A 15,222-nucleotide genomic window follows, 5' to 3' on the forward strand; every position below is an offset into this window, starting at 1 on the left:
GCAGGCCGGGGCCCGCACCTGCCCGCGGTGGATCAGTCCAGGCCGGAGAAATCCGGCTTGCGCTTTTCGAGGAAGGCCGCGAAGGCCTCGCGGGCTGCCGGCCCCTTCGTCCGCAGCACGAAAGCTTCGGCTTCCAGCGCAATGCGTGCGAGCACTTCGTCGGTATTCCTGAGCAGGGCCTTGGTCTGCAGCACGGAGCCGGCGGGCAGCCGGCTCAGGCGGAGCGCCTGCGACAGCGCGAAGTCCAGCACTGGCTGGCCGCTGACGACTCGATTGACCAAGCCGATCTCGCGGGCTTCGCCGGCGGACAGCGGGTCGCCGAAAAGCAGGGCCTCGGCTGCGCGCTGATGGCCGGCGAGCCGTGGCAGCAGCAGGCTGGAGGCGCCTTCGGGGATCAGGCCGAGGGCGACGAAGGGAAACGAGAAGCGGGCGCTGTCCTGCGCATACACCAGGTCGCAGTGGAACAGCATCGTCGCGCCCACGCCGACCGCGAGTCCATTGACCGCGGCAACCACCGGCTTCCTGATGCGGACGAGTGCATTCAGGAAATGGAAGGGCGGCGCATCCACGCTGTCCGGGGCGGATTTCAGGAAATCCTGCAGGTCGTTTCCCGCCGAGAAGGCGTCGCCCCTGCCGGTGAGCAGGATCACCGAGACGGAGGCATCCGCGTCGGCCGCGGCCAGCGCTTCGCGCAACTGGTCGTACATCGCACCGGTAAAGGCGTTCTTCTTCTCCGGCCGGTTCAGCTCGATGACTTGAACGCCATGCTGGCGGGAGCATTCGATCATCCATGTTCTCCTGGCGGGGTCACCGTCCGATGGTATCAGCGGACGGAGCCGGCCGCAGCACGGGATGCTGCGGCCGGGGCCGGGCGGTGCTTCATGCCGCTGCGTGCTTCCGCCCGGTCCGGTTTCGGCAATCCGGGTTCGGCCGCTATTGCCCGCGGGTGAATAGATAGTCGTTGTCCGCCAGCGGAATGTGACAGGAAAAGCACTGGATGCCGCCGTCCGTCACCGCCCTGGCATTCGGGTCGCCGCCCTTGAAGGCCTGGAAGCCCCAGCCGCCCGTTTCGGGATAGCGCTCGTCGTCCTTGACCATCACGGCGACGACCTTGCGCGCAGCCTGGGACAGCGAGTGATTGCCGTCCGCGGAATAGGCGAAGCGGTCCACGGCGAAGGTGGCGCCCTTGGCGAACTTGCCGCTTTTCAAGCCCTCCAGCGCGGCGGCATCGGCATAGACGTGCTGGATGCCGACGTTGCCGGCCGGCTCGTGCCCGTCGAGGTTGACGGTCGAGTGATGGTGATGCCAGCTGCGGTAGTCTTCCGGAAAGGGAATCTGGCCGGTGTCCTGCGCGGCCAGTGCAGTGCCTGCGCCGCCGAGGGTGATGGCAATTGCCAGTGTCCTGAACATTTCGTCGCCTCCTGGTCTTGTCTCGGGAACGGGTCCGGCGGTGGGTCGGGGCCCGCGTTCGTCATGGGCCATGCCCGGCTTCAGCCTACACAGCATGGGTGGCGTCCGGCATCGCCCGGATCGGCAATCGGAGATGGAGAAAATCATGATCCGGTGTTCTGCGACGCAAGCCGCCGGAGCGAGCGTCCGGGCGGTATACACCTGCTGCCAGCATGGATTTGATCCATCGCATGGAAACCCGCGGCGTTCCGCCTTAGCGTCGACAGTCATTCCGCGACCGGCCGCCGCTGCGCGGCCATCCACAGGAGCTTTCCATGTTTCTGCTCGACTGGCTGTTCGGCAGGCACCATGACAAACCGCAGGCCGCGCCTGCCCATGCCGCACCGGAGGCCGGGCCCTGTGCGCCGGGCACGTCGATCCGCTACAGCGCCGACCTGATCGAACATCTGGTGCGCGACCACCGCAGCATGCTCGACTGCGTCGGCCAGATCAGCCGTGCGGCACGCAGCGGGCGCCTGGACGAGGCCGCGCCGCTGCTGGAGCGTTTCCGTACCGACCTCCACGGCCATCTGCTGGTCGAGAACGTGCGGCTGTACGTGTATCTCGAACACACGCTGGCGGGCGATCCCGCCAGCCATGCGCTGATGCACGAGTTTCGCCACGACATGGACGAGATCGGCAAGAAGGTCGTCGCCTTCCTGGCGCGCTATGCCCGTCTCGGCGAGGATCCTTCGCTGGCCGCCAGCTTCGCCGCTGACCTCGACGCCGTGGCCGCGGCCCTGGCCGACCGCATCCGGCGCGAGGAAGAAGTGCTTTACCCGCTCTACGCGCCGGTGGCCTGAGGCGGCTGGCCGCCCCGGGCGGGGCTCACGGCCTGCCGGCGCTGGCGGCTGCTCAGGCCAGCACCTGGCCGTGCTCGCGGGTGGCGTGGAACGTGACTTTCGGCCACTTTTCCGCCGTCACTTCGAGGTTGTAGCGGCTGCTTGCCAGATACACCGGGTTGCCGTCGATGTCCTTGCCCAGCCGCAGCGCCTGTTCGCGCTCGAAGTTGCGGCGGGTGACATCGTCCGGGAAAGTCAGCCAGCGCGCGGTGTGGATGTCGGCGGGCTCGAAGATCGCGTCGACCTTGTATTCGTCCTTCAGGCGCTGGGCGACGATCTCGAACTGCAGCACGCCGACCGCGCCCAGCAGCATCTGGCCGCCTTCCAGCTCGAAGACCTGGATCGCGCCCTCCTCGCCCAGTTCCTGCAGGCCTTTCTGCAGCTGCTTGGACTTGAGCGGGTCGCGCAGGCGGGCGGCGCGGAACAGTTCGGGCGAGAAGTACGGAATGCCCTTGAAGCCGATGTTCTCGCCTTCGCTCAGGGTGTCGCCGATCTGCAGCTGGCCGTGGTTGTGGATGCCGATGATGTCGCCGGCGACGCCGTCTTCCATGATCACGCGCTCGTTGGCCATGAAGGTCAGCGCGTTGGCGAGCTTCATGTCGCGGCCGGCGCGCACGTGCCTGACCTTCATGCCCGAGCTGTAGCGCCCCGAGCAGATGCGGAAGAAGGCGATGCGGTCGCGGTGCTTGGGATCCATGTTGGCCTGGATCTTGAACACGAAGCCGGTGAAGGCCGGTTCGGCCGGCTGCACCATGCGCGTGCCTTCGGGCTGGGTGCCCGCGATGCGGGGCTGCGGCGGCGGCGCCCAGTCGATCAGTGCCTGCAGGATCTCCTGCACGCCGAAATTGTTGATCCCGGAGCCGAAGAACACCGGTGTCTGCTGGCCGGCGAGGAATTCATCGAGCTCGAAGGGCGGCGAGGCGCCGTCGATCAGTTCCACGTCCTCGCGCAGTTGGCCGATCTCCAGCGGGAAGCGGCTGTCGAGCTCGGCATTGTCCAGGCCCTTGATGATCTCGCCGTCGCTGCGGCGTTCCTCGCCCGGCGTGAAGGTCAGCACCTGCTTCTGCAACAGGTGGTAGACGCCGCGGAAAGCCTTGCCCATGCCCAGCGGCCAGGTCACCGGCGCGCAGGTGATCTTCAGCACGTCCTCGATTTCGGCGAGCAGGTCGAAAGGCTCGCGCACTTCGCGGTCGAGCTTGTTGACGAAGGTGATGATCGGCGTGTTGCGCATGCGGCAGACGTTGAGCAGCTTGATCGTCTGCGCTTCCACGCCCTTGGCGGCGTCGATGACCATCACCGCGGCATCGACCGCGGTCAGCACGCGGTAGGTGTCTTCCGAGAAATCCTCGTGGCCCGGCGTGTCGAGCAGGTTGATGGTGTGGCCCTGGTACTCGAACTGCATCACCGAGCTGGTCACCGAGATGCCGCGCTGCTTCTCCACCTCCATCCAGTCCGAGGTGGCGTGGCGGGCGGACTTGCGCGCCTTCACCGTGCCCGCGAGCTGGATCGCGCCGCCGAACAGCAGCAGCTTTTCGGTCAGCGTGGTTTTGCCCGCGTCGGGGTGGGAGATGATGGCGAAGGTGCGGCGCTTGTCGACGTCGCGCAGCAGCTCGGGCGGGAAGGGGGTGGTCGTCATCGGGATTCGTCAGCGAAAAGAAAACCGCCTGCGCGCAATTGGTGCGAGGCGGGGCGGTGGCGATTCTACCAAGGATGCGACGGGCTGCCGTGGCGCCGTGTGGGTAGCGGCGGCGTGGAACGGGCAAGAAAATGGGCATCGGCGCCAGGCGGGGCGCCGATGCCCGAGGCGGCTCCACGGCGGGAGCAGAGGAGAAAGGAGCGGTTGGCTGGGAGCGGCCGGCGATGGCCGATGCGGTGCCGGCAGCCGAGTGCAGCCGCAGGGCCGATCCCCGGGACCGCCCCTGCGGTGATGTGGGGGCTTACTTCTTCTTGCCGACCTGATCGCCGATGACGCCGCCGATGGCCGCGCCGCCCACGGTGCCGAGGACGCCGCCGTCGGTGATGACCGCGCCTGCCACGCCGCCGACCGCGGCGCCGGTGACGGCGCTCTTTTCACGCGAGGACATGTTGTCCCAGGTCGCACAACCCGTTGCGGCGATGGTGATCAGAATGGCGGGAATCAGGCTGTGGATCTTCATGCTGTACTCCTGTCTCGTGTCCGTTGGTCGGCGGGAACACCGCGTTCCCCCGATTGCTGAGTCCATGGATGGGAACACGGCGCGGGCGGAAAACTCCGCGCTCAGCGTGACGACTTGTTTCAGCCTCGAGGCCGTGCGGCAGGCCGTGCCGGCGGCGTTCCCGCGGACACTGGCGGCAGGCGCGGCGGCTTTCGCGCCCGGCCCGCGTCCGGCGCCTTAACATTTGGACGCAGCTTGGCGGCTGGCTGCGGCGTGCCGAAAGCGGGAGTTGCGTGTTTTCGGGATGCCGGGCGCGCCTGCATGCCGCGTTTCGCCGCCGTCGCCGGTGTCCCGGCGACGCTCAAGGCTGCTTGGCCGCCTGCGCGGGAAACTCCACCCGTACCCGCAACCCGTTCGGCGTCCCTTGATGCAGGCTGATCGTCGCGCCGTGCGCGCGGCAGATCTCGCCGACGATGGCCAGGCCCAGACCCGCGCCGCTTCCCCGCGTGCCGCGCCGGTAGAAGCGCTCGAACACCCGCTCGCGGTCCGCTTCGGGAATGCCGGGGCCGTCGTCCTCCACCTCCAGCACTGCCGGTGCCTGCACCCGCAGCACCAGGTTGCTGCCGGCCGGCGTGTGGGCCAGGGCATTGTCGATCAGGTTGTTGAGCAACTCGTTGAGCAGGACGGGCTCGCCGTCCACCCACACCGGCTGGTCGGCTTCCAGTGCCAGCGCGACGCCGCGCTCATGGGCCAGCGGCGCGAGCGCCAACGCCAGTTCGCGGCTCAGCAGGCTCAGGTCGATGCGCTGTGCTCCGCCTTCGCTGATCGCCCGCGCCCCGCTTTCGATGCGGCCGAGCGAAAGCAGCTGGTTGGCGAGGCGGGTCAGGTCGTCGCCGTGCTGCGCAGCTTGTTCCAGGGTTTGGCGCCATGCTTCCGGCTGCTCGGCGCGCAGGCCCAGCGTGATGCGCGCCTTGAGCGCGGCCAGCGGCGTGCGCAGTTCATGGGCGGCTTCGGTGATGAACTGCGACTGGCGCTCGAACAGGCCGCGCAGGCGGGCATTGAACTGGTTCAGCGCAGCCACCAGCGGGTGCAGTTCACGCGGCAGCCCGGCATCGGGCAGCGGCCGCAGGTCGTTGTTCGTGCGTTCCGCCAGCGCGGTGCGCAGGCGCTCCAGCGGCCGCAGGGCGGCGCTTACCGCCAGCCACACCAGGATCAGCGCGGTCACCGCCAGCAGGCCCATGCGCCACAGCGTGCCGATCAGCAGTTCGCGCGCCATGCGTTCGCGTGCGCCCCGGGTCTCGGCGACGCGGATTTCCGCCATGCCCTTGAAGCCCGGTTCGCTGACCGGCTGCAGCAGGCTCACCACGCGCACGCCCTGGCCGCGATAGACACCATCGTAGAAGCGCGCCAGGGCCGGGTAGTCGTCGGTGCGCGGCGTGCCCGGCGGCGGTGCGGGCAGATCCTCGTAGCCGGACACCAGTTCGCCGTCCGTGCCCAGCACCTGGTAATAGATGCGCCCGGCGCTGTCGTAGGCGAAAGTGTCCAGGGCCACGTAGGGCACGTTGGCCTGCAGCCGGCCGTCGTTGCTGTGCAGGCCGTCGCCCACCGCGCGCGCCGAGGCCAGCAGGGTGCGGTCGTAGGCGGTGTCGGCGGCGCGGCGGGCGCTCCAGTACGCACTCAGGCTGCTTGCCAGCAGGATCAGCGCCAGCAGCAGCGACAGGCGCCGTAGCAGGCGCCCCCGCAGGCTGCCGTGCTCAGCCATCGGCTGCCTTCAGCAGGTAGCCCAGGCCGCGGAAAGTGACGATGTGTACGCCGCTGCCTTCGAGTTTCTTGCGTACCCGGTGGATGTAGATCTCGATGGCGTCGGGGCTGGCCTCCTCGTCGAGGCCGAATACCTGGGAGGCCAGTTGCTCCTTGCTCATCACCCGTCCGGGACGGGCGAGCAGCGCTTCCAGCACTGCCTGCTCGCGCGCGGTCAGCGCCAGCGTCGCTCCGTGCAGGCTGAAACGCAAGGTGTCCAGGTCGTAGACCAGGGCGCCGCAGCGCTGCTGGCGATTTCCTCCCTGGCGCGAACGGCGCAGCAGCGCCTTGACGCGTGCTTCCAGCTCGGACAGCTCGAAAGGCTTGGCCAGGTAATCGTCGGCGCCCAGATTGAGGCCGCGGACGCGGTCGCTGACTTCGCCGCGGGCGGTCAGCATCAGTACAGGCAGCGTCTCGCCGCGTTCGCGCAGATGGGCCAGCACCTGGAAGCCGTCGCGCCGCGGCAGGCCGACGTCGAGGATCGCCAGCGCATAACCCCCGTTGGCCAGGGCCAGATCGGCGGCCACGCCGTCATGCAGCACGTCTACCGTCCAGCCGGCGCCCTTCAGCGCCTGGGCGATGCTCTCCGCCAGTTGCGGGTGGTCTTCGACCAGCAGAATCCGCACGGCCACCTCCTGCCACGAAGCTCGTCAGAAGCGCGCAGTGTAGCGCCCGGTCCGGCCTGCCAAAAACTTTCGGATGTGAAAGCTTGGCGAAAGCCAAGGCCCCTAGCCTAGCAGCGTGTGAAAGGACGGCTCGAACTGCCCTGCACACGGCCCGCGCGGACGATGCGCGGGTATGACAAAAAAGAGAGGAGACCTGCATGACCGCTGCCCTGCGTCCGGTATTGCCGACCCTGTGGCTGAGCTGCCCGGCCACGGCTGGCACGGTGTTCGTGCCGCCGGGCGAAGCCGCTTTCGCGGACAGCGCGCCGGTGGCCCCGGAGGCCCGCAGCACCGGCATTCAGCACCCATTCCAAGCGACGCACTGACGAATTTCCAGTCTGCATGCCAAAGGCATTCAGACGGGGTTGTTTCATCTGCAAGAGTGACGGACAGCGCCCGACCATCAGATGGCCTGCCGAGCTGATGAAGCCTGGGCCACATATAAACACATAGGAGACAACATCATGAAAACTACCCTGATCCGTGCCACCCTGGCAGCCGCTTGCCTGACCATTGCCGGCCAGGCCCTGGCCTCCGAGCCGAAGCGGCCCGAATGCATCGCCCCGGCCGCCCCTGGCGGCGGATTCGACCTGACCTGCAAGCTGGCGCAGACCGCGCTGGTCGAGAGCAAGCTGCTGACGTCGCCGATGCGCGTCACCTACATGCCCGGCGGCGTCGGCGCGGTGGCCTACAACGCGGTGGTTGCCCAGCGTCCGGCCGAGGCCGGCACCATCACGGCCTTCTCCAGTGGCTCGCTGCTGAACCTGGCCCAGGGCAAGTTCGGCCGCTTCGACGAAAACGCGGTGAAGTGGCTGGCCGGGGTCGGCACCAGCTACGGCGCCCTTGCCGTGCGCAGCGACTCTCCCTACAAGAACCTGGATGACCTCGTCGCCGCGATCAAGGCCGATCCGGGCAAGGTGGTGATCGGCTCCGGTGGCACCGTCGGTAGCCAGGACTGGATGCAGACCGCGCTGATCGCCCGCGCTGCCGGCATCGATCCGCGCAAGATGCGCTACGTGGCGATGGAAGGCGGCGGCGAACTGGCCACTTCCCTGCTCGGCGGGCACATCCATGTTGCCAGTACCGACATCTCCGACTCGGTGCCGCACATCGCAAGCGGCGACATGCGCTTGCTCGCGGTGTTCTCCGACGAGCGCTTGCCGGGCGAGATCGCATCCCAGATCCCCACCGCCAAGGAGCAGGGCTACGACGTGTCCTGGCCGGTGATCCGTGGCTTCTATGTCGGCCCCAAGGTCAGCGACGAGGCCTACGCCTGGTGGAAAAATGCGTTCGACCAACTGCTGGCTTCGGAAGATTTCGCCAAGCTGCGCGAGCAGCGCGAGCTCTATCCGTTCTCCATGACCGGTGACGAACTGGATGCCTACGTCAAGAACCAGGTTGCCGAGTACAGGAAACTGGCGAAGGAATTCAATCTGATCCAGTAAGGCCGATCGGGGCAGCCGCCATCGCTGTCCGGCGATGGCGGCTGCCCCGGAATCCTGTAGCACATGGTTCCCGGGAGAGCGCGTCGTTCACGCCATCGCCATCCCGGCAGGAAATCCATCACGAGGAATCCCTCATCATGTACCAACGTATATTCGGCCTGGTGCTGCTGCTCATCTGTATAGGTCTGGGCATCGTTGCCTGGGACTATCACGCGCCGTTTTCCTACGAACCGGTGGGGCCCCGTTCCTACCCGTTGCTGTTGCTGCTGCTGATGGGGCTGGGGGCGATCTATCTGATCGCCGTCAAGCCGGCGGGCGCCCATGAGACGGCAGACGAGCATGACCATCCAATGGACCGCCATGTCCTGATCAAGGTGACGGGCTGCGTGGTGGTGCTGACAGTCTACGCCGCACTGTTCGAAACGCTCGGCTTCATTCCGGCGAGCATGCTGTTCGGCATCGTCATGGCCCGCCTCTACGAGGGCTCTTGGCTCGCCAGCGTGATTGCCGGCGTGGTCCTGGCCATCGGCCTCTACCTGCTGTTCGACAAGGCCCTCGACGTACCGCTACCGCTCGGCATCCTCGCCGGTCTGGAGAACTGAACCATGGATACTCTCAGCTACCTCGGCCAGGGCTTCGGTGTCGCCCTCAGCCCCTACAACCTGTTCACCGCACTGTGCGGTACGCTGATCGGCACCGTCGTCGGGCTGCTGCCGGGCCTCGGCCCGATCAACGGCGTGGCGCTGCTGATCCCCATCGCCTTCGCCCTCGGCCTGCCGCCGGAAAGCGCGCTGATCCTGCTCGCCGCCGTGTATCTGGGCTGCGAGTACGGCGGGCGGATTTCCTCGATCCTGCTGAACATCCCCGGCGAAGCCTCGGCGGTGATGACCACCCTCGACGGCTATCCGCTTGCGCGTCAGGGCAAGGCCGGCGTGGCGCTGTCGATCTCGGCCTGGAGCTCCTTCCTCGGCGGCTTCATCGCCACCTGCGGCGTGGTGATCTTCGCGCCGCTGCTGGCGAAGTGGGCGGTGGCCTTCGGTCCTGCCGAATACTTCGTGCTGATGGTGTTCGCCATCGTCTGCCTGGCCGGCATGGCCGGCAACAGGCCGATGAAGACTGCCATCGCCTGCTGCATCGGCCTGTTCCTGTCCTGCGTCGGCATCGACTCCAACAGTGGCGTGTATCGCTTCACCTTCGGCAGCCTGGGCCTGGCCGACGGCATCCAGTTCGTGGTGCTGGTGCTCGGCCTGTTCTCGGTCAGCGAGATCCTCGTGCTGCTGGAGCATACCCACCGCGGCCAGAAAGCCCTCGAAGCCAGCGGCCGCATGCTGTTCAACCTCAAGGAAGGCGCTTTCGTGCTGGCCACCAACCTGCGCAGCGGCGCCATCGGTTTCGGCCTCGGCATCCTGCCCGGTGCCGGTGCCACGCTGGCCAGCGCCGTGGCCTACATGAGCGAGAAGCGCCTGGCACACAAGGACAACCAGTTCGGCAAGGGCGACCTGCGCGGCCTGGCCGCGCCGGAAACCGCCAACAGCGCCTCGGCCTGCGGCTCCATGGTGCCGATGCTGACACTCGGCGTGCCCGGTTCGGGCACCACCGCGGTGATGCTCGGTGCGCTGACGCTGTACAACATCACGCCGGGCCCGCTGCTGTTCCAGAACCAGCCCGACATCGTCTGGGGGCTGATCGCCTCGCTGTTCGTCGCCAACGTCATGCTGATCGTCATGAACGTGCCGATGATCAAGGTCTTCACCAAGATCCTCGCCGTGCCTTACTGGGCGTTGGTGCCGGCGATCGCCATCATCACCTCGATCGGCGTCTATGCGGTGCATGCGACCACCTTCGACCTGTTCCTGATGATCATCATCGGCGTGGCCGGCTACATCCTGCGCAAGCTGGACTTCCCACTGTCGGCGATCCTGCTCGGTTTCATTCTCGGCGGGCTGATGGAGCAGAACCTGCGCCGCGCGCTGTCGATTTCCGACGGCAGCCTCGGCATCCTGTTCGCCAGCCCGATCACCTGGGGTGTGTGGACCCTGATCGCAGCGATGATTGCCCTGCCGATCTATCGCACCTGGCGGAACAATGCCAAGCGTGCCGGCAGGCCGGCTGTCGCCGACGCCTGATCGCCCGAGCAGTCGATCGACCGGCCCGGCCGGCGGCTCGTCCGCCGGCCGGGCCGTTTTCGTTCATGCAGGCAGCGGCGGCATCGCCGGGCGCGTCCCGACGCTCCGGCTTGTCCGCGCCGGCCTTACGCGGCAGCATGTGGGCATCTTCCGCGCCCCGTTCCCGCCATGCTGCTGCTCGATGCCTCCCTTGCCCAGTCCATCGTCGATCGCACGATGCAGATCCTGCATGCCAACGTGAACGTCATGGACGCGCGCGGCGTCATCATCGCCAGCGGCGACGCGGCCCGCATCGGCAGCCCGCACGAGGGCGCGATGGTGGTGCTGGCGCAGGGGCGCACGGTCGAGATCGACGATGTGCTGGCGCGCCGGCTGCACGATGCACGGCCGGGCATCAACCTGCCGCTGCGCGCCGAAGGCGGCATCGTCGGCGTGATCGGGCTCAGCGGCGAACCCGATGCCATCCGCCAGTTCGCCGAACTGCTGCGCATGGCTGCCGAAACCATGATCGAGCAGGCGCGGCTGATGCAGATCATCGCGCGCGATGCCCGCCTGCGCGAGGAACTGGTGCTGCAGCTCGTCGGCCTGGCCGCGCCGGCCCCGGCGCTGGAAGACTGGGCGCGCCAGCTCGGCGTCGATCCGGCACGCCCGCGCGCCGTGCTGCTGCTTGAAGCCGATCCTGCCGCCGCCGATACGGCAGTCGCCGATGCGGCTGCCCAGCTTGCCGAGCAGCAGCGTCTGCTGGGTGTGCTGGCGGCCGAGCCGGGCGTGCTGTGCGCGCCGGTGTCGCTGCGCGAAGTGGTGGTGCTGTTGCCGGTTTCAGCGGCGCCGGACGAGGTGCAGCGGCTGCGCAAGCGCGCCGAAGCCCTGCTTGCACGCCTTCGGCGCGACGGCCATCCACCGCCGCGCCTGGCGCTCGGCGGCGTGTTTCCGGGCCGTGCCGGGCTGGCGCGCTCCTACCAGTCGGCGTGCGCGGTGCTGCGCCTCGGTCGGCGGCGTGGCGGCGCCTTGCACTGCTATGCGGACCAGACGCTGGCAGTGCTGCTGGCTGGCCTGGACGAAGGCTGGCAGGCGGACGAACTGCGCCGCCCGCTGCAGCGGCTGGCGCAGCACGACCGCGATGGCCTGCTGCGGCGCACGCTTGCCAGCTGGTTCGCGCACGACATGAAGTCGGCCGCCGCCGCACGCGCCCTGGGCGTGCATCGCAACACCCTCGACTACCGCCTGCGCCGGCTCGGGGAGTCGAGCGGGCTGGATCTGGCGCGGCTGGACGACTGCCTGCTGCTGTATATCGCGCTGCAGCTCGATCCGTCCGATTCGGTTTGATCGTGAAACCGACTCCGGTTTGAAACTCCGCCGTTCAGTCGGCATGCTGGCTTCCGTCAAGGGTGGGACGTCATGCAAAGCGGGGCGTCATTATTGAATCAACATTCAACAGGGTGCAGAATCCACGGTTTGCCATACGACAATGTTTTTGCCCGTACCCGCAGGGCTCATTCAGAGGAGATACCGACATGCCCGGCCGTTCCGTCACGCTCAAGCTTGGACACGACAGCTATTTTCTCGGCCCGCGCCACGCCGTTTGCCGCGAACTGCATGCCTCGCTGCCCCGGCAATCGGCCAGCCTGCTCGACGCCGGCCTGTCGGATCCGGGGGCAATGCGTACCCTGCTCGACTTCGTCGCCGCCAACGACCCGGCACGCGATTTCGACGAGGCCCCGGAAGACCGTGAAGTGCTGCGCCGCGCCAAGCGCCTGCTGAACGGCGGCGTGCATGTCCTGGTGCGCCTGGACGGACCGGCATCCCACGCCTGCGCCGGCCCGGCCGTGCAGGTCGATGCCGCCAGCGGCACGCTGCGCCCCGATCTGGCGATCACCGCCGAGGAGGAGTCCCTCGTCGAACGAGGCGACATCCGCGCTTTCTGGCTCAGCCGCCTGCACAAGCTCGACCCCGTCGCCCGCATCGGCTTCGGCCTGTGGAGCCGCAGCGCCGAGGAATATCGTGCCGCCATCGAACGCGGCAACCCCGAGTACTGGGACCACAAGGGCTTCGCCTACTGGGAGGGCATCACCCGCACCACCATCGTCAATCTCAGCGTCGGCTTGAACAAGGCGGGATTCAGGGGGAACATGCGGCAGGAGCGGGAGAAGATACGGAATGTCGGGAAGGCTGTCGCCAGAATGCATATCGACTATGTAAAAGCAGATTATCGGTATTCTTATGGAAAAATTCGCGGCTTGTTAAGCAAGCAACAAGTTGCTGACTATCATCACGAGGCATTTGCAGAATTTCACATCCAGCCGGACAACTATGGCGGTACTTGGCTGCGTGCGGTGCCAGACGAGATGGAATTCCGCATCTACGGCTTTCTGTACTGCCACGACTGCGACAGCGACGAAGGCTACCCCGGTCCGGCACGCTGACATGCGCAACCTGATCCTGCTGCTGCTCGCCGGTCCGCTGCTCTACCTGCTCATCCCTTCATGGCAAGTCCAGACACGCCATCCCATCGGCGAATACACCTTCTGCATTCCACCGCAGTACGTCGTTTTTTCAGACCGTGATTTTCCCGGCAAGCCTGGCAGCGAATATGACGTCTCAGAGCCCGGCGGCTACGTCCGCATCACCTTTCCCCCTGAACAAATCCTGCTCCATGCGCCGGCGTTCCATACCAAAATCCCAACTCCTGCGGATTACACGGCTACAGCGTATTCTCACCAAAGCATCAGTGTCACTGTTACTGCGGCCCATACGCTTGACGGCCTCAAACGTACAATCCGGAAAGAACGTGATCAATTTCCCAGCCTGGAACTGGTTCCTGACCCGACGACCGGCATGGCGCGTCTTATGGGCAGCAGTCAAATCTATCCAGAGTGGCTTTTCATCCACCCGTCTGCAGACGGTACGCTGGATTTGCATGGTGAGCGGTGGCTGTGGGGTAGCTGTAGTGTGTGGGAACCCAAGCAGTCCGATGCCTACAAATGCCGACGGGAGCTACGCCATGCAGGGCTCTCAATGAAGTACCACATCGCCAGTGTCAACATGCCCCACTACCCTGCCATCGACCGCATGATTCTGCAGCAGTTGAAGCAGTGGGAATGCAGCAAGCCGGGCAAATCCGACGCGTGGGACGACATTTGACCTCTCGCCATGCGCAACCTGACACTGCTGCTGCTCGCCGGCCCGCTGCTCTACCTGCTCATCCCCTCCTGGCAGGTCCAGACACGCCATCCCATCGGCGAATACACCTTCTGCATTCCACCGCAGTACGTCGTCTTCTCCGAACGCAATTTCCCTGACCAGCCCGGCAGCGGATATGACGTCTCGGAACCTGGTGGCTGGGTGCTCATCACCTTTCCCCTCGAACAAATCCTGAACCATGCACCCGAATTCCAAAAAAAAATCCCGACTTCTGCGGATCACACAAGCACAGAGTATTTCCACCAAAAAATCAGCGTCATGGTCACTGCCGCGCATTCATTAGACGCGCTTAAACAGAATATTTTGGCAGGGCAAGGTACCTTTCCAAACCTGAACCTGGTTGCCGATCCAACAACCGGCATGTCACGCTTAATGGGCGACAGTCAGATTTATCCTGAATGGCTTTTTGTCCATCCGTTACCGAACGGAACGCTGGATTTACGTGGCGAACGGTGGCTGTGGGGGGGTTGCTATGCACGGGGAGCCAGACAGTCTGAGCGCTTTGATTGTTTCCGGTACTTGCGCCATGCCGGCTTATCAATGCAATACAGTATTGCCGAGGTCAACATGCCGCACTACCCCGCCATCGACCGCATGATTCTGCAGCAATTGAAGCAGTGGGAATGCAGCAAGCCGAGCAAATCCGACGGCTGGGACGACATTTGACGCCCCGTCATGCGCAATCTGATCCTGTTATTGCTCGCGGGGCCGCTACTTTACGTGCTTATTCCTTCATGGCAGGTCCAAACCCGCCATCCCATCGGTGAATACACCTTCTGCATCCCTCCGCAATACGTGGTTTTTGCCGAACGTGATGTTCCCGACAAGCCCGGATATGACGTCTCCGAGCCCGGCGGCTATGTCCGTATCACCTTTCCTTCTGAACAAATCCTGCACCACGCACCGGCGTTTCATACCCACGTTCCCGTCAAAGGTACGCTGGATGGTAAGAGCTATATCCGGGAAAGCCTGCAGGGCGTCAACGTCACCGTTACACCGGCCCATCCGCTGGACGGTTTCAGACGAACCATTACGGAAAGACGCGACCTGTTTCCCAGCTTGGAGCTGATTCCTGATGCTGTGACCAGCATGTCGCGCCTCATAAGCGGCACTGGGTCCTATTCCGCTCGCTGGTATTTTGTTCATCCCGCAGTGGATGGCACGCTTGACATGCAAGGCGAACAGTGGCTATGGGGAAGCTGTTTTAGCAGGGGCATCGAACGACCTGATGCATATACTTGTATACGCGACTTACGTTACCGGGGGTTGATGGCCGTGTATGACATCGCCGGCGCCAACATGCCCCACTACCCCGCCATCGACCGCATGATTCTGCAGCAGTTGAAGGAGTGGGAGTGCAGCAAACCGCCCAGGTCCGACGCCTGGGACGATCTCTGACACCTCCCATGCACAGGCGTCCTGCTGCTCTATCTGCTCATCTCCTCCTGGCAGGTCCACACAGCCACCCCACCGGCGAATACACCTTGCTGTCTGATAGGTAAAACTCACAAAATAGATGAAATTTTTCATATGAATTTGTGCATTTTTATGAAGACTTC

Annotated in this window: 16 protein-coding genes; 10 read left to right on the forward strand and 6 right to left on the reverse strand. The window is 65.5% G+C overall.

Annotated features, from left to right (window positions below):
• Positions 1 to 32 precede the first annotated feature (32 nt).
• Positions 33 to 788, reverse strand: coding sequence for an enoyl-CoA hydratase (locus ACNQFN_RS00475; RefSeq protein WP_418647683.1), 756 nt, complete (start codon positions 786 to 788; stop codon positions 33 to 35).
• 145 nt (positions 789 to 933) lie between these two features.
• Positions 934 to 1,410 carry a cytochrome P460 family protein gene (locus ACNQFN_RS00480; protein ID WP_068637208.1) on the reverse strand — a complete coding sequence of 159 codons (477 nt, stop codon included), beginning with the start codon at positions 1,408 to 1,410 and terminating at the stop codon, positions 934 to 936.
• A gap of 314 nt (positions 1,411 to 1,724) precedes the next feature.
• Here ACNQFN_RS00480 and ACNQFN_RS00485 point away from each other — a divergent pair, with 314 nt between their 5' ends.
• The gene (locus ACNQFN_RS00485) at positions 1,725 to 2,252 is read left to right on the forward strand and encodes a hemerythrin domain-containing protein (RefSeq protein WP_418647684.1); all 528 of its coding nucleotides are present in this window, start codon (positions 1,725 to 1,727) and stop codon (positions 2,250 to 2,252) included.
• Positions 2,253 to 2,304: 52 nt separating this feature from the next.
• Here ACNQFN_RS00485 and ACNQFN_RS00490 read toward each other — a convergent pair whose 3' ends face one another.
• From ACNQFN_RS00490 to ACNQFN_RS00505, 4 genes are all read right to left on the reverse strand, one after another.
• The gene (locus ACNQFN_RS00490; protein WP_418647685.1) at positions 2,305 to 3,927 is read right to left on the reverse strand and encodes a peptide chain release factor 3; all 1,623 of its coding nucleotides are present in this window, start codon (positions 3,925 to 3,927) and stop codon (positions 2,305 to 2,307) included.
• Between the two features lie 301 nt (positions 3,928 to 4,228).
• On the reverse strand, positions 4,229 to 4,447 hold the full coding sequence (locus tag ACNQFN_RS00495; protein WP_068637205.1) for a glycine zipper 2TM domain-containing protein: 219 nt from the start codon (positions 4,445 to 4,447) through the stop codon (positions 4,229 to 4,231).
• A gap of 340 nt (positions 4,448 to 4,787) precedes the next feature.
• A complete protein-coding gene (locus ACNQFN_RS00500) occupies positions 4,788 to 6,188 on the reverse strand; it encodes a sensor histidine kinase (RefSeq protein WP_418647686.1) in 1,401 nt (466 codons plus the stop codon).
• A complete protein-coding gene (locus tag ACNQFN_RS00505) occupies positions 6,181 to 6,852 on the reverse strand; it encodes a response regulator (protein WP_068637202.1) in 672 nt (223 codons plus the stop codon). Before ACNQFN_RS00505 ends, ACNQFN_RS00500 begins: the two co-directional genes overlap by 8 nt.
• A gap of 197 nt (positions 6,853 to 7,049) precedes the next feature.
• Here ACNQFN_RS00505 and ACNQFN_RS00510 point away from each other — a divergent pair, with 197 nt between their 5' ends.
• The 9 genes from ACNQFN_RS00510 (at position 7,050) to ACNQFN_RS00550 (ending at position 15,061) form a co-directional block, all read left to right on the forward strand.
• Positions 7,050 to 7,217 carry a hypothetical protein gene (locus ACNQFN_RS00510; RefSeq protein WP_418647687.1) on the forward strand — a complete coding sequence of 56 codons (168 nt, stop codon included), beginning with the start codon at positions 7,050 to 7,052 and terminating at the stop codon, positions 7,215 to 7,217.
• A 138-nt stretch (positions 7,218 to 7,355) separates the two neighbouring features.
• Positions 7,356 to 8,336: a Bug family tripartite tricarboxylate transporter substrate binding protein gene (locus ACNQFN_RS00515; protein WP_418647688.1), complete on the forward strand. Its 981-nt coding sequence runs from the start codon at positions 7,356 to 7,358 to the stop codon at positions 8,334 to 8,336.
• A 137-nt stretch (positions 8,337 to 8,473) separates the two neighbouring features.
• Positions 8,474 to 8,938 (forward strand): tripartite tricarboxylate transporter TctB family protein, encoded by a 465-nt coding sequence (locus ACNQFN_RS00520; protein WP_418647689.1) that lies wholly within the window; start codon positions 8,474 to 8,476, stop codon positions 8,936 to 8,938.
• A 3-nt stretch (positions 8,939 to 8,941) separates the two neighbouring features.
• Complete coding sequence (locus tag ACNQFN_RS00525) at positions 8,942 to 10,462, forward strand: tripartite tricarboxylate transporter permease (protein ID WP_068637200.1); 1,521 nt, start codon at positions 8,942 to 8,944, stop codon at positions 10,460 to 10,462.
• 168 nt (positions 10,463 to 10,630) lie between these two features.
• Positions 10,631 to 11,788, forward strand: coding sequence for a sugar diacid recognition domain-containing protein (locus ACNQFN_RS00530; protein ID WP_418647690.1), 1,158 nt, complete (start codon positions 10,631 to 10,633; stop codon positions 11,786 to 11,788).
• A 188-nt stretch (positions 11,789 to 11,976) separates the two neighbouring features.
• Entirely contained in the window at positions 11,977 to 12,885 is a 909-nt protein-coding gene (locus ACNQFN_RS00535) for a hypothetical protein (RefSeq protein ID WP_418647691.1), read from the forward strand.
• Between the two features lies 1 nt (position 12,886).
• Positions 12,887 to 13,603, forward strand: coding sequence for a hypothetical protein (locus tag ACNQFN_RS00540; protein WP_068637198.1), 717 nt, complete (start codon positions 12,887 to 12,889; stop codon positions 13,601 to 13,603).
• Positions 13,604 to 13,612: 9 nt separating this feature from the next.
• Entirely contained in the window at positions 13,613 to 14,329 is a 717-nt protein-coding gene (locus ACNQFN_RS00545) for a hypothetical protein (protein WP_068637197.1), read from the forward strand.
• A 9-nt stretch (positions 14,330 to 14,338) separates the two neighbouring features.
• Positions 14,339 to 15,061: a hypothetical protein gene (locus tag ACNQFN_RS00550; RefSeq protein ID WP_418647692.1), complete on the forward strand. Its 723-nt coding sequence runs from the start codon at positions 14,339 to 14,341 to the stop codon at positions 15,059 to 15,061.
• Positions 15,062 to 15,222: the final 161 nt, after the last annotated feature.

The sequence above is a fragment of the Thauera butanivorans genome (genome assembly GCF_048398245.1).
Taxonomy (GTDB): Bacteria; Pseudomonadota; Gammaproteobacteria; order Burkholderiales; family Rhodocyclaceae; genus Thauera; species Thauera butanivorans.